Source organism: Wolbachia endosymbiont (group A) of Machimus atricapillus (genome assembly GCF_964027095.1).
In the GTDB taxonomy this organism is placed as follows: domain Bacteria; phylum Pseudomonadota; class Alphaproteobacteria; order Rickettsiales; family Anaplasmataceae; genus Wolbachia.
This window is the reverse complement of record NZ_OZ034727.1, coordinates 992,085-1,007,995: the sequence shown is the minus strand read 5'-3', so window position 1 is coordinate 1,007,995 and position 15,911 is coordinate 992,085. Positions and strand designations below refer to the sequence as shown.

The following is a 15,911-nucleotide window of genomic DNA, read 5'->3' as shown; positions in this document are numbered from 1 at the left end:
ACGCTTAAAAACTGCTGAATAGTATGCGAGAAGACCTAATAAGAAAAGTTGCTATTGTTGTGAGTTTGTCTTAGTGAAAAAGGTTTCAGTTTTAGGATCAACAGGAAGTGTTGGAAAAAAGACTGTAGATTTGCTCTCAAGGAGAAAAGAAGAATACCAAGTGGAAGCACTAAGTGCCCACTCAGACTTTGCTCTACTGGCACACCAAGCAAAACTGCTGAATGCAAAATACGTTGCTATCTCCGATGAAAGGTTTTACAAAGATTTAAGAGAAAACCTACTTGGTACAGATGTAAAAATAGCAATTGGCGCTGAAGGTCTAGTAAATGTTGCTTCCCTACCCGTTGATCTTTCAGTTATTGCAATAGTTGGTATCGCAGGCCTTGGGCCAGTTATAGAAGTCATAGAAAGTGGCACTAAAGTCATTGCACTAGCGAACAAAGAAAGCATTGTTTGCGGTGGAAAGTTATTACTTAAAAAAGCTAAAGAAAAAAACGTACAAATAATCCCTATTGACTCTGAACACAACGCAATTTTTCAAGTTTTGCAAAATGACGACAAATGCGTAGAAAAGATCATACTTACTGTTTCTGGTGGACCATTCTTAAACTATAGTTCTGAGCAATTAAGAAATGTCACGGTAGATCAGGCGCTTAGTCACCCCACTTGGAATATGGGAAGGAAAATCTCAGTTGATAGTGCAACAATGATGAATAAGGCACTAGAGATAATAGAAGCACATAACTTGTTTAACATCAGCCCGGATAAAATTGAAGCAATAGTGCATCCTGAGTCAATAGTACATGGAATTGTAACTTATAAGGATGGGTTCAACTTTGCTGTGCTTGCAGAAACTGACATGGCAATTCCTATTTCATATGCTTTGTCTTGGCCGGAAAGATCAGCTTTAAATCGTAAATTAGATTTAACAAAGCAAGGAAAATTGACCTTTCAAGAACCAGACCATAAGCGTTTTCCTGCGCTAAAGCTTAGCATGGCAGTGTTAAACTCTTCTGCTCCACAAACAAACAGTATTGTGCTCAATACTGCAAATGAAATAGCTGTTAATGAATTTTTGAAGTCACGAATTGGCTTTTTAAAAATAGTAGAGGTAGTGGAATCAACAATGGAAAGTTTTGATAGTTACACTGATATTAATTCACTATCTGATATAATAAATATTGATTGTGAAAGTCGTATTATTGCTAATAAAATTGTTGAAAGTAAAGTTGTTGCGTATAGCTAGAGTAATGTAACCAGACTGCATTCTGTGATTTTAGCAAAACACGATCTTTCATTTGAGCTTTCTTCAATTTAAAATAAATACAGAAACTAGCTATCTTCAAAAATATGGTTGAATAATTGTATCCGTTCAGGCAATGGCATCAACTTAAGGGATGTTAAGGAGTAAAATACTACAAGAGACAGCACTTTTGTTTCTATTTTATTGCAACAAAAAAGTTTAAAATGTGTCATTTTTAGGTGAGGCATGCAAAAAGGAAAAGATCTTATCTTACAAATTAAAAATGCAATATACTCGAAAACTTTTCAGAAAATCCATTGTGTTGAGTTTTACACGAACAAGAAAACTTCTTTTTTCGACAGTATTTTCTATAGTTAGTTAAAAAAAGTTTGGGAATAGAATGTGAACTTATGGAGCCATTGACATGTACCCTCAAAGCAAGCTTTTTCTAAAGCAAGGTATAAGATTTGCCATACAGGCTTTCAAGAATTTAAGCATCCAAACAGCCTATCAGGATGAACCTGAGTTGGAGAGGCTATAGACTTATTGCAGCAGATGATTCTGGTATTCAGCTCTGAGGAAATTGTATCCGAGTTTGAACCAAATGGAACAACAGGCACCATTGGCAATTTGTTTGTTGATTTGTGTACTTCGCTGATTTGTAGTGCTCGTTTTACGGCTTGGAATATAGGTGAACAAACGTTGGCGGAAGAGCAATTACCCGAAGTTATCACTCAAATGCGTTCATTAAATCAAGAGAAATTATTATTTATCTATGATCGTCTTCAGTAAAATTCATTCAGCAGCATGATGATTTGGAAGTAGATTTTATTTTTCGCTTGCAAAAAAGAAATTATAGCAAGCTATGGGAACGCTGGCGAATTAGATTTTGATTTTATATTGGAAAATGAAAAGCTAAAAAATAAAATGAAAGGACAGAAAGTAAGAGCTAACATTAGCCAACGGAGAAACAGAGTTTTTGATCGAGACTTTGGAGTAAAGCTTATGTATTAAGGTGGCACATAGAGGAGTGCTATAAACGACTCAAAGTAGGAGCAGAGTTAGAGAATTTTTCTGGAGAGGCTGTATTACAAGAATTTTGGGCAAACTTGGTCATGTGCAATATATTATCGCTTCATATGTATGATGCACAAGGGCCTTCCCAGATCAAATTGCTGAGAAATTTTTCAGTTTTATTTGGTGTGATGAGGCAATCAAGTGCTTGTTGCACCAAAAAACTTTCAAGCCCTTTTTAAGTATACGCACTAAAGTTAAGATCCGACCGGGAAGATTGTATAGCCGCGATAAAGTAGATAAGCCTAAACGCCATCATGTCTTTAGGAGAGTTTGCTAATGTATGCTCTTAAGTTGACGCCATTGACTGTTCTCCCTCGTCATACCGCCGCGGTATCTCTAGATCCCGCTAACAAGTAGCGGGATGACGAGGTTATCGTCATGCCACCGCAGACCGTCATACCGCCGCGGTATCTCATCAGCTAACAAGCAGCGGGACGACAGCAGTACTACTTCATACTACCGCAAACCGTCATACCGCCGCGGTATTTCATCAGCTAACAAGCAGCGGGACGACAGCAGTACTACTTCATACTACCGCAAACCGTCATACCACCGCGGTATCTCTAGATCCCGCTAACAAGTAGCGGGATGACGGTTGTCAGGCTAGCTGTCATCCCAGTGCCCAGACACTGGGATCTCATTTTACTCTATAATGGCAGTGCCTCTATGATGTAAGGAATCCAGTTTTTATGCAATCTCATCAAGAACGTTGTGTTTTAACGTAAGGTTGGCTACTTTTACACTCACTAACTTAGCTGGATCCCAGTGTCTGGGCACTGGGATGACGAGAAAGGAGCACTGGAATGACACCCTCCTGATGGGCCCAAATCACAATGTTCGTACAGTTGTGGGTTTAGTACGCCTTATAATTCTCAAACTGCTGTTCCGAATTAGAATTATTAAATTCACTATAAGGAGGAGAGTAAGGAGGAGGTGGTCCATAATTCCTAACTGCTTCTTTAGCCTTCTCAATATTATCTGATTCTTTCTCATGCTTCATATGAAAAGCTAAACCACCAGCAAAACATACGAGAGAATTAACGCCAAGGATAACTAAACCCCACACTGGTAACACTGGATAAACAGCACAAGCTACCAAAGCCGCTAAAGAAACAGCGCCAACCGCAAATTCTATATTCCTAAGCATCTTAAGCTTATTATCAAGATAATCTATTTTTTCTTCTTTTCTAGCCGCTTTTCTGCTGCTGTTATACCAAAAACACATACCAGCATGGAAAGCAACACACACAACTGCAGCTACCATACCTAAAGCTAATAGCTTTCTACTGTCTTCCGAGTCTTTTTTCTTATCTTCTCTGCTTTGATGGCTACCACTACTGAAACCAGGGTTATTTATAACTGTAGTATGACCACCAAACAGGCTGCGAAGTAGTAAATAATCCCAAAAATCTAAACCTCTATCATTGTGTACATGTACGTGTGTAACCTGAGGGCCTGTAGGTTGCCTGTTATTCCCTGCGTTATATTGATTATTTCTGCTTCCTGTATCGTGCCTATTGCTTGAATTTGGATGTGTAAATTTTTCATACGCATTTTTAAAATTCTCCTCACTCCAATTTGTGGTGTTTTGCGTATTACAAAATTGTAAAAACTCTTTAACATTACTGTTACTACCAGATTTTTTTATATAGGCTAACGCATACCTTTTTAAAACACTATCACTTGCTACCATAAATACCCTCTTAAGTTAAGACTAAATTAATAAATACTTATTATAACAAAGTAACGTCTTCTTGTCAAATCAACCATAACTTAATACCCAGTTAATATCCTTTCCACCAGCTCTTTTACTGTCGGTACGTAGCCATTCTCATAAAACGGATCTTGCTTAAATTTGTACACATTGTGCCCGGAAAACATGAGTTCATTTTCAATATCGCCGTCATGTATAATGTTTTGCAGTGTTTTTTGTATACAAAAACTCCGTGGATCTGGCTTTCGTCCTGTTGAATGGTCGCCGTGATCCTTCCAATTGCTAAACAAACAATGACTTAAGCATCCCATACAATTGATTTGATCTTGTCTTATCTCTGCAAATTTGCCTGGCGTCACAAAAATAACAGTTGTATCTGGAGTTTTCATTGCTTCTGTATACCCTGCTTTAGTCCATGTATTTGCCAGCTCTTTGTCTTTTGAAGTAAGGTAGATCTTCCTACCTCTGCTACCCATTGCAAATTCACTACTAAATTCTTCGCTGGCATTTTCTGAAAACTTTATTTGACGTGAATTCCGTTTCTGCAACTCACGTATGAAGTTATTTTTTACTGCAGATGAGTAAAACCCTGTTGGACTGAATTTATTTAAAAATACATCACCTTCTTCTAAAGTGAGTAGCTTCTTTTTCCACTCTGCAGAAATTGGGCTTTCTTTCGTCAAAAGTGGACGAGTGCCAAACTGAAAAGCTATTGGTCCAATTTGCAGATTGTCAAACCAATGTTCCCAATCTTTCAAATGCCACACTCCTCCTGCCATAACAATTGGTGTTTCTGAAAGACCGATCTCGTTCATGAAAGATCTAAGCTCTGCAACTCTTTCAAATGGAGCCTGTGGTAGCTCTGGGTCTTCACTGTTACTGAGTCCATTGTGCCCTCCAGCAAGCCATGGATCTTCATACACTACTCCACCAAGCAAATAGGAAGATATTCTTTGGTAAGTACGCTTCCATAATGCTTTAAAAGCACGCACCGATGAGACAATAGGGTAATAATAAACCTGATATTTAGCTGCAATTTCTCCAAGCCTATAAGGCATACCAGCACCGCAGGTAATACCATGAACTAAGCCTTTTGCTTTTTCTAATATGCCATGAAGCACGCGTTCTGCTGCTCCCATCTCCCAAAGCACATTCATATGTATTCTTCCATGACCTTTTGATATTTCATTCGCTATTTTTGCCTGACTGATTCCAGCTTTAATACTATACTCAATCAATTCACTGTGTTTTTCATTTCTTGTTTTGCCTTTGTAAATCAGCGGCACTAACTCACCATTATCATCAATAAGCTTAGCATTTGCACCAGAAAACGTACCCACAGCATCTGCTGCAGCAAATGCTCCACTTGACCTTCCATCACTGATTGCGATGCCTTTGCCGCCCTCAATGATTGGCCACACTTCCTTTCCTGAAATTACTATCTTTTTTATCTTATTTTTCAAAACTTCCTCGCAATCTTTCACTCTATTTTACTTAATTACTAAAAAAATAATAGCTGTTTATTTTTTCTTTTATCATCAGAGCCTCTGCATAGCCAAATTTGGGTTTTGAGTAGACACAGCAGCTACTGTAATATAGTTTCGAAAGAAGTCTAATGTATTTTGCTATATGATCATAGGTCTAACAGGCGGAATTGGGGTAGGAAAGAGCTTTGTAGCTAATTGCTTTCAAGAGTTTGGTGCTGCTGTGTTTGATGCTGATTCTGTTGTACACCAACTTTATAAAGTGGATAAAAGCATAATAAGTTATGCAGAAAAAAATTTTCCTGGAGTGGTAGTAAATGGTGAAATAGGTAGAACAGTACTGTCTAAATATTTCTTAGCCTACGATGAAAATTGGAAACAATTTCAATCTTTGGTTCACTCTGCTGTGCTGCGTGAATTAGAATTTTTTATTGCCAAGGAAAAAAAGATCGATAGAAAGCTTTTAGTTTTAGATGTGCCACTTCTATTAGAAACAAAATTTCATTCATACTGTGACCTTATTATTTTTATCTATGCAGATAGCGTTGTGCAAGCTCAAAGACTTAACGAACGCAACATAGATAAAGAAAAGCTAAATTTAATCTTCAATGTTCAGTTATCTATTGAGGAGAAAAGGAAGATGAGTGACTTTATTATCGACACCAGTGTAAGCAAAGAGTATGTTTTTTCTCAAATAAAAAAAATAGTGGATTCATTAAACCTCAACACGTAGCTCTACGTCATACCGTCACGTTATCTCTTATACCAAACTTCATTATTGGGAAGACAAATAGAATATACGATAAATTCACTTAAACCTCCAGTTATAGGCGGAAAGCACTCTTTTTCATTTGTCTCATTATTATTGAGAATTGGTATTAGCATAGATCCCGCTAACAAGCAGCGGGATGACGAAGTTATCTTCATACTGCCGCGAACCGTCATACCGCGATTCATTCGCGGTATCTCTAGATCCCGCTAACAAGCAGCGGGATGACGAGGTTATCTTCATACTGCCGCGAACCGTCATACCGCCGCGGCGCTAACAAGCAGCGGAATGACGATTGTCGATAAATCTAAGTTACTTTAGCAACAGTTATTCTCCACTAAATTACTCTGAATTTTGGTTATATTATTTGCGGATTTCACTGCTGAAATCTCAAATTTTGAGCTTGTGTTCAAAAATGATTCAACTGACCTGCCAAAAAAATCGTATCTCCACCCCTTGAATAGTTTATCTATCTGCCCAGATATTGACCCGGTTAACTCATCTTTTGAAGAAACTAATTTCCTTGATATGTTACTTTCTTTACATTTACTATCTAAAATAATTGAGAGTATATCGAATACAGATTTGTCATAATTATTCGGTAAGATGTTGTTTTGCTGCATCCAATTTTTTTCATTTTCATTAAAAATATTCACAAACTCTAGTAAATCTGCATCTTTTATATTTTTTGCATTCCTCTTGAGATCATCTAAAATCTCATCAACATGCTCTACATTTTTTTCAATAAAACCAGCTATTACAGCATTATTAATTACTTTATTACGATTCATATTATAGCGCTGTGCTAAGGTCTCTTGCCATTCACTAACTGCTTTAACAGTTAATACCAATCTTGGATTTGCTTCATAATTAAATTTAATTCTCTTCCATGCATCTTTTGGACTATGTAAATACTTATTTATATTAACTATTGATTCCATCTCTTCTTGAAACCAACACATCCTATTATTTTCTTCAAGTTTATTGCACAATATTTGGTATAAGTCATATAGGTGTACCACGTCGTTTATTGCATAGTCTAACTGATCCTCGGACAACGGACGCCTTAACCAATCTGAATTTTTAGCTTTAATTTTATCCAGCACTACTCCTTGATATTGCTCTACTACTTTTGAGTAACCAATAAAGTCATGATAATAATGACAAAACATAGCGGCAACTTGGGTATCAAAAATGGGAGTGGGAATACATTTAAACACAGTGAGTAAGGATTCTATATCCTGCCGGCAGCTATGAAACACTTTGGTTATCCCCTGATTTAGCATTATTTTCTTAATGAATGATAAATCAATTTCTGGCACTAATGCGTCTACAATAAAACTCTTCTCTCCGTAAGAAATTTGAATTAACGATAATTTTGGGTAGTAGGTTAAATTATTTCTAATGAACTCCGTGTCAACTGCTATAAATTTCGGCTTTTTTGCTATTAATTCTTCACACGTATCTTCCAGCTCTGATGTTGTACTAATTAGCATATATTTTTCACTTGGTGGTTCTACTTTATCTGACCTTACCCAGAAAAAGTAGAGAGAAAGTTAAGACGTTTTTGTCATGAGAATGATGCATCAAATTGTGCAGGAATGCAATAATTAATAGTAGAATGCCTACGTTGTTTGTTATAAAAGATTTCTATGTATTCAAATATGGCAGTTCTGGTTTGTTGAGCGAGAAGTATCAATAAGCAGCTCCCTTTTGAGTGAACTTTTCTGCAACAGAGTTATCGTAACAACATCCCTTATGGCTCATGCTGGAAATGATGTTTTTTGTATTCAATAGAAATTGGTAATTTTGAGAGGTATACTGTGACCCTTGATCGCTATGTAACAGCAGATTTTTATCGGGTTTGCGCTTATTAACGGCCATCAATAAAGAGTCAACAACCAATTGTTTATTTATTGAACTGCTCATTAACTACCATGCGTGAATATAGATCCTGCCAAATATAGTCATCCTTCTTTGGTTTTTATATAAGTAATCCCATATTTTATTTGGTTGATCGACAATAAAGTTTTGGTCTAATATATTGAGAGCTACGACTCTATTGTCCGTTTGTTGCTTCTTAGTTTTAAATTTTCTTCTCAATATAGCCCGAATACCATTTTTCTGCATAACACTTTGTACTGTTTTAATTTTTGCCTAAAGCTTTTAATTCAGCGTGAATTTTAGGGATCTGCATTTGGATGCTTTTTTTGAATATCTGCTAGAAGCCCATCTCTTGCTAATTCCTTACTGCTTTTTCCCTTAGCAACCCATTTATAATAACCACCAGCAGATATGTCTAAAACCCTACATAGTTCCTGTATTTTATAGCAATTTCTATATAAAAGAATACTTTACTCTTTTTGTTTGGTCAGGGCTTTTTTTTAAATGTCTCTTTCTCTTGTTACTCTTGCTAGTTCTTTTTTTAGATCAAATCTTTCTTTGTCATAAGGAGCCTTTGTCTGGAAATGCGTATGCTTCTGACATTTTTCCATCATATTTTCTTACCCATTTACTTAACATACTGCCATCTATGCCTAGATCTTTTGCTATTTTTTTACTTCTGTTTCTTTAACCAGCTTAACAGCTTCTAATTTGAATCCTGCTGCTTCTATTTGCCATATTTTGAAAAAACGTTTTATTTTACTCCAAAAACGTCTTAACTTTCTCTCTACTTTTTCTGGGTAAGGTCAGAGTATCCACTTTAACCTCTCTAAATTTGCTCATAACCTCTTAACTTGACGCGTATGACTCCCTACTTGGATGACAGATAGTAGTGCGAAAGCCTCTTACAACTTACTTTTAATTAGTCTAACCCATGCGTGCCAATCCCTCTCACCAAGATTGCTTTCAAAAGATAGGAGATCCTTTACAGCTTTTGAGCAAATTTCTTCACTTGGAATTGATAACTCCCTATTCATTGCTAACGTTAAACATTGAGTTTTGCACGCTCGTTCTAAATGATACGTGTAAAACATTGCTTCTTGTATAGTCCGACCACACGTTATAGATCCATGATTGCGCATTAACATGACAAAATTTTCTTTCAGATCAGCTATTAACCTCTTTCCTTCTGTATTGCTAAGTGCTAGGGAATTATAATTATGGTAAGAGATTTTATTGTAAAAGTGCAGTGCCCATTGACTTATTGGAAGTAGTCCATCTTTTAGAGAAGAAACTGCTACAATAGAAGGTGTATGCAGGTGAAAAATTGCTTGAATGTCTTTCCTTGCTTGATAAACAAAACCATGAATTATATAGCCAGTTTTATTATATTGATATTCTGTACCCTCAATCACATTTCCATCTAGTGATACTCTCATCAATGAATTTTCATTCACTTCGTCAAAGCGTATACCAAATGGGTAAATATAAAACGACTTTTGATCTTCAGAACATACCGAGAGGTGAGTATATGTATGATCATCCAGTTTAAGGTAAGACAAAATCTGATAGGCATAGACTAGATCCCTTTTTACTCTGCTCTTTATTAACAACACAATCCTCTGTTAGAATCTTCTGAAGATTTATACACGAAAAAAGGCTTGTAGTAAACTAATAAGTCTATGCCACTCTGTCTTGCTTTCTGAATATCAAACACTTTTGTGTTGTAGCTTGCTTAAAAATAGTTATCGTTATTATAGAGTTTATATACAGAATTTATGTTTCTAAATTACATAATATCTTAACTATAAAAATAATTTTCTATGTAATATTTCATATGTTTTAAAGCTTTGTTTTTATGTTATTATAAATGTAAGTTTCAAGATTGAAAATAATATGGTAAGTATTAACACAAAAAAACAGCCAGCAGGATTTTTCATATATCTCTCTGGTCTTTCAGGAAGTGGTAAACTTTCCACAGCAATAGAATTGTCCAATATGATAGACGCATTAATTGTAAATAGTAAGTTCTATAACAATGTTCAAGTTTGCTCTATATACAATGGTGTCTTTGAACGTGATCAAATACCTAAAGAAGTTCAAGATAGAATATATGACATTATGCAAGTTATGCTTCAGGTAATAGAAAATTATCCGATTCACTCAAAAAATTACATATTTATTGATGAGTTGATGGAAAATAATGACCAGAACATGAGGATGTATGATTCAATAGTAAGGCTTAGTAAAAAAATGAACACAGAAATCCTTCCTGTGGTACTTAGGTGTGATCTACCGACATTACAAAAGCGTATTGCATTAAAAAGGCAAAGAAAAAATAGGAAGGTGACTAATGTAAATAGCATGATAGAGCAATTTAGGATTAACAATTTATTTATACCACCGAGTGCCATAGAGATAGAAAATTCAGATATGAGTATAAAAGAAGTAGCTCAAGAGATAGTAAACCAGATGCACAGGCTTAGCCACATTGTATGTACGCGAAAGAATAGTCTATAATGATTTCATATACTGAGGCTCATTTAAATATAGAGCCTCAACTTCATTTAATTTTTGCTTGTTCTTCAGTCTATAATGAACCAATAGTCCTGCATGGCTAGCATTTAAATTGCAATCCATATGTGTAATGCAGTCACTGCTTGTAGCGTGACACTTGGATCCAGGTTCACGTGCTGCAGTTGGACCAGATAGCGGCAATAAATTGAAATCAAATAACTGCGTATAAAACCCTTGAGCATTTTTGATTATAGCTCTGATATTTTTTTTGCTATTCGTACAAAGCAAAGATATTGTGTAAGCTTGAACTTCCAGCGCATTAACTCCGTATAATGGCTTATTTGTAGCAAGATTTATACCTTGTGCTGCTGATATACCAACTCTAATTCCAGTGAAACTTCCTGGTCCAACTACTACCGCTAAATGATCTATTTTATCATAATTATAATTGTGCTTATCAAACAAAGTATTCAGAATTTGAAAAAATGATTCTACATGATTGTTGCTGGCGGAATTGCGCTCTACAAAACAATTACCATCATAATCAACTATTGCTATTGAACTACCAGTACCTACAGTATCAATCGCTAAAATAGACATTACTTAAGCTTATCATAGAGTTTTGTAAACATCATAGTAAAGGCACCATTACCCATAACATTTGCTGAAGTGATTATTGGATCAAACACTATATACAAGGCTGTGATTAACGAAAGCATTTCTGGAGAAAATTTGAGGTATTTCTCAAGAATAGGTAGCATTACCATAATTCCTCCTGCCAGCACTGCAACGATAGCAAACTTAAATAACAAAAAATAGAGAAGAAAAGTTACATAGTCCGTTGTGGACAATAAATAACCAGAAGTAATTACCATTGATAATATTATAACAAAAAAGCAATCACCTACTAAATGGAAGCTAGCAGTTATTGGTATAACAGACGATGCTATATCAGGTTGCTTTACATTTTTTTTGCTTCCTTCAAGAGTAAGCGGCATAGTTGCATTACTAGACATTGTGCTCATCGCAGTAATAAATGCCGGTATCATATTGCCTATACTAGCTATCCAGCTTGTGATCTTGAATGAATTTGCTGCTCCATATAAGAGGAAAACATAAAGGTAGGTTGCAGATGCTATAATAATGAAAATTATTGAGTAATCCTTAAATATTATAGATAAAACTTGATCATGCTGCATTTTTAAAGCAAGCCCAAGTACAAATATTGGAATAATCGGCGTCAAAAACGTCTTCAAAATAAAGAGAGTTAAATCTAACATTTTGTTCGAAAGCTCTTTGCTTTTCTTGGGTAGCAGTGTGGACACTACTATGCTGGACACAAATCCACAGGCAAGGGCATAAAAATTAGAAAGCAATGCAGGCAGCCTAAACGACCATAAAGGAACAATTGTTTCTTCATACGTTATATCTTGTATTGAATAAGTGTTTTGTATGATAAAATGCCCAACAGAATAAGCTATTAAACTTGAAGCCAGATTCGATAAGAAGATCATTATAATAAGTAACAATATAAACTTTATAGCTGACTGCTTAAGATTGTTAACACTGCTAAAGATTAACGCAAAAATAATAAAAGGCATTATAAATAGCAAAACCTCTTTTATACTCAGGCTCGTTGAGTACAAGAAGGTTTTTGCTTCCATTGGAACTAAATGACCAAAGAATGCAACTGAAGTGATGACCGTGAGTAAGATTAATAGTTGTAGCACGTTCTTATATACCAATGTCCTATGGACATATATATGGTAAGTTGGTTGTTAAGTAAAGCAAAACTGCCTATTGCTACGAAACATTATGAAAGACAAGCAGCTTTTGTTACTCCCGCGCGTACTGCACGAATATTATCTATTAGATCCCAGTGCCTTGACTACTTCGATCCAGGAAAATTGATTATGCACTATACAACATTCTCGATCAAAAAACTGATTCCAGTGTCAGCTACTTGCATGACAAAGAAGAGTGAAATTAGCACTCACCTATTATTCGTGTCGTTTTCAGTAAAAGCCTCCTCCCATGTGCCTTGAGTTGCTGCACGACTATACTCTGTTACTCTATTTTCAAAGAAATTCGTATGTTCAACGCCATTTAGTATTTCATCGAGCCATGGAATAGGATTATCATTGACATCATATATGGACTCAAGACCTAATTGCATTAACCGTCTGTTTGCTACGTAGCGTATGTAATTGCGCACTTCTTCTGCGGATAGTCCTTCAACATCTCCTAAATCAAAGGCAAGCTTTATGAATTCGTCCTCAAGCTCAACAATAGTGCGGCATGCAGAATATAATTCCTCTTTAAACTCGTTGTCCCAAATTTCATTATTCTCTTTAATAAATGTATTAAATAACATAATAATTGAATTGGTGTGCAAAGTTTCATCACGGGCTGACCAGGCGATTATCTGCCCCATGCCTTTCATTTTTCCAAAGCGTTGGAAATTGAGCAAAATTGCAAACGATGCGAATAACTGCAACCCCTCGGTAAATGCACCAAACACTGCTAGAGTTTTAGCTACATGTTTTTTATCGTGTTTTTTGCTTTCCTCAAATTCCAGCATGTATTCATATTTCTTTCTCATAGCATCATACTTTAAAAATGCTTGATACTCGCTTTCTGGCATGCCAATTGTGTCTAAAAGATAAGAATAAGCTGCAATGTGTATGGTTTCCATATTGGAAAAACTTGCAAGCATCATGCATATCTCTGTTGGCTTAAATATATTTGAATAATGCCTCATATAGCAGTTATTTACTTCAATGTCCGCTTGAGTAAAGAATCTAAAAATCTGAGTTAGTAGATTTTTCTCTACGTTTGAAAGTTTAGTTTTCCAATCCTTCACGTCATCAGCAAGCGGAACTTCCTCAGGTATCCAATGGATTCTTTGTTGCTGCAGCCACGCATCATACGCCCAAGGGTAATTAAAAGGTTTGTATATTGGATCTGCTTCTAACAATGACATAAGACACCTATTATTTTCTAAAGTAAATATTATATTAAGTGATATTGAGAATCAGTCAATTTAACTTTTTGAAATTTGACGGCAGGTAATTTATTAGTGTATTATAGCTTCAAGTAATTTATCAACAGAAATGCGAGTATTAATATCTTTTATTTTATTATTTACAGTGAGCTGCACACACACTATTCACAACCACGGAGCTCCTGGCATTAGTGTTGAATTGTGGAGCAAGATAAAAGCAGGTGACGATAAAGAAAAAGTGGTTCACACTTTAGGATCACCAATATTAGTATCAAAGCTCGATGACAATGTTTGGTACTATGTCTCATATAAAATTAAACAAGCTAACTTCTTAGGAAAAAGGAAGTATAGCAGTAAGTCCCTGCAAATTTCATTCGATCAGGACGGTAAAGTTGCAGATACAAAAGAAACTGACATCTTAGAGAGATCTTTGGCTGTTCCTGATTGAAAATCTGCTGACTACAGAGTTTTTCCCGCCCTTCTTTGTCATCCAAGAACCGTATTACGTCATCCCAGTGCCCAGACACTGGGATCTATTTTTTTTCTGGATGCCAGTGTCACGCACTGGCATGACAAGAAAGGAGCGCTGGAATGATAATGTGAAGTGTCTACTTCTGTCATCCAAGTAGCCTGACTACTTGGATGACAGAAGGTAATATAAGAGGTCTATTGTAAGATTTTACCCATTTAGAATAAAGTCTAGTGTTACTTCACGCCAAATGTGGTGGTGCTGAGTAGGCAAGCCAGTCAATGGGCTACATTTATATACTGCACGCATTGCATTATCTGCTATCGACCTGAAAAGTGGATTATTTCGATAGGAATCACTGTCTGCTACATCGGCCATAATTATCTCGCCTTGACTGGATAATAATAAGTTAATTTTTATATTAAAATTTTCTTTGTAAGCTATGCTTTCAGGAATGCTCCAGCATTTTGTAAGTTTGTCTCTTATAGAGTTAATAATTTCTGTTACAACTAATTCATCCTTTTTATTCTCAACGCTTTTTTCGTTTCCTATTTCATTTTTTGCCTCTCTAACATCCCTTCTTAGTTTCTTCCCTACACTTTTTTTTCTTTTTGGAACTGGAATGAATTCTTTACCCTCGTTAATAATGACTTCTTCTTGCATTTCGATAATTTGCCTCGGTTGTGCTACAACAGTGTGCTCAACTGTTTCTTTTTTCCTTTGTGGTATAGGAACAACTGACGTATCATTCGTTTGGGCTTTTGTTGAAGGTAACGAAAAAAGCAGAAAACAACATAAAGATAAAAAAAGAATGTAATTAGAATAGAAAAAACTCATATGTTAAGCAGTTTGTTTTACTGGTTTAAAGCTAATATTGCACATAAAGTCAATATATTTTAGTTGATTTAAGCTCAAAGACGTAGTTTTTGCTGTACTAATTTTACTATTTCTATAATATCATACGGTCAATATACTCTAAATGAGATGGAAAGATGAAGGCATCATTATAGCTGCTAAAAAATACGGCGATAAAAACTTAATTCTTTCTCTGTTTACAAAAAATCATGGAAAGCGCAGGGGATTAACTAAGCTAACAAACAATAGCAATTATAAGTTTCAGATAAGTAATCTATTACATGCAGAATGGAGTGCTAAGTTACCTGAAAATCTGGGTTTTTTAAAGTGCGAATTAATCGAATCTCCATTCCATCATTTCTTTCAAGATAGGTTAAAAAGCATTACTATTGTCTCTTTCTCCTCTATTTTAGAAAAAGTGCTTCCAGAAAGTGAACCCTGTGCCATGCTGTATGACAATTTTCGATATTTCATCGATGTAATTAAACACAACAATCAGTCTTGGCAAAGCCATTATCTTAACTTAGAGCTTCTGCTTCTTACGCAATTGGGATTCAAGTTAGACTTATCCAAATGTGCTGTAACAGGTGTTAAGGAAAACTTACAATTTATTTCTCCAAAAACTGGTAGAGCAGTGTCAAAAAAAGCAGGAGATTATTATGCAGATAAACTCCTACCTTTTCCACAAATGTTGCATGATGTATACAATAATAACCTACAAAACAGCTACTCATTCCAAGAATTTCAGTTAGGACTGAAAGTCACAGGATATTTTTTAAATAAGTATCTATTTTTGCAGTTAAACATGAAATTTCCAGAGCTGAGAAACCTCATGTTGTCGCTTTAACCTTAGTTATCATTTTTTTGAAATCATTTCAGAAATCTATAGCTAACC

General features: G+C 35.5%; 19 protein-coding genes and 1 pseudogene. 7 read left to right on the top strand and 13 right to left on the bottom strand.

Going from position 1 to position 15,911, the window contains the following annotated elements; translation table 11 throughout:
* The first annotated feature begins 73 nt into the window (after positions 1–73).
* Positions 74–1,246 carry a 1-deoxy-D-xylulose-5-phosphate reductoisomerase gene (gene dxr / locus AAGD68_RS04930; RefSeq protein ID WP_264688023.1) on the top strand — a complete coding sequence of 391 codons (1,173 nt, stop codon included), beginning with the start codon at positions 74–76 and terminating at the stop codon, positions 1,244–1,246.
* Positions 1,247–1,489: 243 nt separating this feature from the next.
* Positions 1,490–2,597: pseudogene (locus tag AAGD68_RS04925) on the top strand (transposase).
* A gap of 410 nt (positions 2,598–3,007) precedes the next feature.
* On the opposite strand, the gene AAGD68_RS04920 reads toward AAGD68_RS04925, so the two are convergent.
* The 3 genes from AAGD68_RS04920 to AAGD68_RS04910 all read right to left on the bottom strand — a co-directional run bounded on the left by AAGD68_RS04920 (position 3,008) and on the right by AAGD68_RS04910 (position 5,497).
* Positions 3,008–3,130 carry a hypothetical protein gene (locus AAGD68_RS04920; protein WP_264688022.1) on the bottom strand — a complete coding sequence of 41 codons (123 nt, stop codon included), beginning with the start codon at positions 3,128–3,130 and terminating at the stop codon, positions 3,008–3,010.
* Positions 3,131–3,173: 43 nt separating this feature from the next.
* Positions 3,174–4,013 (bottom strand): hypothetical protein, encoded by an 840-nt coding sequence (locus tag AAGD68_RS04915; protein WP_265045063.1) that lies wholly within the window; start codon positions 4,011–4,013, stop codon positions 3,174–3,176.
* Between the two features lie 80 nt (positions 4,014–4,093).
* Positions 4,094–5,497 carry an NAD(P)H-dependent flavin oxidoreductase gene (locus AAGD68_RS04910; RefSeq protein ID WP_341814157.1) on the bottom strand — a complete coding sequence of 468 codons (1,404 nt, stop codon included), beginning with the start codon at positions 5,495–5,497 and terminating at the stop codon, positions 4,094–4,096.
* Between the two features lie 166 nt (positions 5,498–5,663).
* Here AAGD68_RS04910 and coaE point away from each other — a divergent pair, with 166 nt between their 5' ends.
* Positions 5,664–6,251 carry a dephospho-CoA kinase gene (coaE, locus tag AAGD68_RS04905; RefSeq protein WP_253307192.1) on the top strand — a complete coding sequence of 196 codons (588 nt, stop codon included), beginning with the start codon at positions 5,664–5,666 and terminating at the stop codon, positions 6,249–6,251.
* Positions 6,252–6,604: 353 nt separating this feature from the next.
* Here the strand turns inward: coaE and AAGD68_RS04900 are convergent, their stop codons facing one another.
* From AAGD68_RS04900 to AAGD68_RS04885, 5 genes are all read right to left on the bottom strand, one after another.
* A complete protein-coding gene (locus AAGD68_RS04900; RefSeq protein ID WP_253307194.1) occupies positions 6,605–7,783 on the bottom strand; it encodes a ribonuclease D in 1,179 nt (392 codons plus the stop codon).
* Positions 7,784–7,857: 74 nt separating this feature from the next.
* Positions 7,858–7,986, bottom strand: coding sequence for an IS3 family transposase (locus tag AAGD68_RS06780; protein ID WP_353270857.1), 129 nt, complete (start codon positions 7,984–7,986; stop codon positions 7,858–7,860).
* Positions 7,983–8,216 carry a DDE-type integrase/transposase/recombinase gene (locus tag AAGD68_RS04895; RefSeq protein ID WP_253307195.1) on the bottom strand — a complete coding sequence of 78 codons (234 nt, stop codon included), beginning with the start codon at positions 8,214–8,216 and terminating at the stop codon, positions 7,983–7,985. The genes AAGD68_RS06780 and AAGD68_RS04895 overlap by 4 nt, the downstream gene beginning before the upstream one ends.
* 3 nt (positions 8,217–8,219) lie before the next feature.
* Entirely contained in the window at positions 8,220–8,417 is a 198-nt protein-coding gene (locus AAGD68_RS04890; protein ID WP_264688017.1) for a transposase, read from the bottom strand.
* Between the two features lie 659 nt (positions 8,418–9,076).
* Positions 9,077–9,787: a class II aldolase/adducin family protein gene (locus AAGD68_RS04885; RefSeq protein WP_265045065.1), complete on the bottom strand. Its 711-nt coding sequence runs from the start codon at positions 9,785–9,787 to the stop codon at positions 9,077–9,079.
* A gap of 280 nt (positions 9,788–10,067) precedes the next feature.
* Between AAGD68_RS04885 and AAGD68_RS04880 the strand changes: the two genes are divergently transcribed.
* Positions 10,068–10,691, top strand: a complete 624-nt coding sequence (locus tag AAGD68_RS04880) for an AAA family ATPase (protein ID WP_341814156.1) — start codon at positions 10,068–10,070, stop codon at positions 10,689–10,691.
* Here the strand turns inward: AAGD68_RS04880 and tsaB are convergent.
* Positions 10,686–11,288, bottom strand: coding sequence for a tRNA (adenosine(37)-N6)-threonylcarbamoyltransferase complex dimerization subunit type 1 TsaB (gene tsaB, locus AAGD68_RS04875; protein ID WP_264688015.1), 603 nt, complete (start codon positions 11,286–11,288; stop codon positions 10,686–10,688). The two genes, AAGD68_RS04880 and tsaB, sit on opposite strands and share 6 nt — an antisense overlap.
* Positions 11,288–12,418, bottom strand: coding sequence for a cation:dicarboxylate symporter family transporter (locus AAGD68_RS04870; RefSeq protein ID WP_320109612.1), 1,131 nt, complete (start codon positions 12,416–12,418; stop codon positions 11,288–11,290). The genes tsaB and AAGD68_RS04870 overlap by 1 nt, the downstream gene beginning before the upstream one ends.
* A 33-nt stretch (positions 12,419–12,451) precedes the next feature.
* Here AAGD68_RS04870 and AAGD68_RS04865 point away from each other — a divergent pair, with 33 nt between their 5' ends.
* On the top strand, positions 12,452–12,733 hold the full coding sequence (locus AAGD68_RS04865; RefSeq protein WP_341814155.1) for a hypothetical protein: 282 nt from the start codon (positions 12,452–12,454) through the stop codon (positions 12,731–12,733).
* Here the strand turns inward: AAGD68_RS04865 and AAGD68_RS04860 are convergent.
* A complete protein-coding gene (locus tag AAGD68_RS04860; RefSeq protein ID WP_253307200.1) occupies positions 12,682–13,671 on the bottom strand; it encodes a ribonucleotide-diphosphate reductase subunit beta in 990 nt (329 codons plus the stop codon). The genes AAGD68_RS04865 and AAGD68_RS04860 overlap by 52 nt on opposite strands.
* 130 nt (positions 13,672–13,801) lie before the next feature.
* Here AAGD68_RS04860 and AAGD68_RS04855 point away from each other — a divergent pair, with 130 nt between their 5' ends.
* Positions 13,802–14,140, top strand: a complete 339-nt coding sequence (locus tag AAGD68_RS04855; protein WP_341814154.1) for an outer membrane protein assembly factor BamE — start codon at positions 13,802–13,804, stop codon at positions 14,138–14,140.
* Positions 14,141–14,194: 54 nt separating this feature from the next.
* On the opposite strand, the gene AAGD68_RS04850 is transcribed toward AAGD68_RS04855, so the two are convergent.
* On the bottom strand, positions 14,195–14,317 hold the full coding sequence (locus AAGD68_RS04850; protein WP_264688014.1) for a hypothetical protein: 123 nt from the start codon (positions 14,315–14,317) through the stop codon (positions 14,195–14,197).
* Positions 14,318–14,371: 54 nt separating this feature from the next.
* On the bottom strand, positions 14,372–14,998 hold the full coding sequence (locus tag AAGD68_RS04845; protein WP_265045069.1) for a hypothetical protein: 627 nt from the start codon (positions 14,996–14,998) through the stop codon (positions 14,372–14,374).
* Between the two features lie 142 nt (positions 14,999–15,140).
* Here AAGD68_RS04845 and recO point away from each other — a divergent pair, with 142 nt between their 5' ends.
* Positions 15,141–15,863: a DNA repair protein RecO gene (recO, locus tag AAGD68_RS04840; RefSeq protein ID WP_253307186.1), complete on the top strand. Its 723-nt coding sequence runs from the start codon at positions 15,141–15,143 to the stop codon at positions 15,861–15,863.
* The last annotated feature ends 48 nt before the right edge of the window (positions 15,864–15,911 follow it).

What these genes read in the sequence shown, in the direction of transcription:
- AAGD68_RS04915 (WP_265045063.1), bottom strand. Translation starts at nt 4,013, where the DNA reads ATGGTAGCAAGTGATAGTGTTTTAAAAAGGTATGCGTTAGCCTATATA.
- coaE (WP_253307192.1), top strand. Translation starts at nt 5,664, where the DNA reads ATGATCATAGGTCTAACAGGCGGAATTGGGGTAGGAAAGAGCTTTGTA.
- AAGD68_RS04900 (WP_253307194.1), bottom strand. Translation starts at nt 7,783, where the DNA reads ATGCTAATTAGTACAACATCAGAGCTGGAAGATACGTGTGAAGAATTA.
- AAGD68_RS04895 (WP_253307195.1), bottom strand. Translation starts at nt 8,216, where the DNA reads ATGAGCAGTTCAATAAATAAACAATTGGTTGTTGACTCTTTATTGATG.
- AAGD68_RS04890 (WP_264688017.1), bottom strand. Translation starts at nt 8,417, where the DNA reads ATGCAGAAAAATGGTATTCGGGCTATATTGAGAAGAAAATTTAAAACT.
- AAGD68_RS04880 (WP_341814156.1), top strand. Translation starts at nt 10,068, where the DNA reads ATGGTAAGTATTAACACAAAAAAACAGCCAGCAGGATTTTTCATATAT.
- tsaB (WP_264688015.1), bottom strand. Translation starts at nt 11,288, where the DNA reads ATGTCTATTTTAGCGATTGATACTGTAGGTACTGGTAGTTCAATAGCA.
- AAGD68_RS04865 (WP_341814155.1), top strand. Translation starts at nt 12,452, where the DNA reads ATGGTAAGTTGGTTGTTAAGTAAAGCAAAACTGCCTATTGCTACGAAA.
- AAGD68_RS04860 (WP_253307200.1), bottom strand. Translation starts at nt 13,671, where the DNA reads ATGTCATTGTTAGAAGCAGATCCAATATACAAACCTTTTAATTACCCT.
- AAGD68_RS04855 (WP_341814154.1), top strand. Translation starts at nt 13,802, where the DNA reads ATGCGAGTATTAATATCTTTTATTTTATTATTTACAGTGAGCTGCACA.
- AAGD68_RS04845 (WP_265045069.1), bottom strand. Translation starts at nt 14,998, where the DNA reads ATGAGTTTTTTCTATTCTAATTACATTCTTTTTTTATCTTTATGTTGT.
- recO (WP_253307186.1), top strand. Translation starts at nt 15,141, where the DNA reads ATGAGATGGAAAGATGAAGGCATCATTATAGCTGCTAAAAAATACGGC.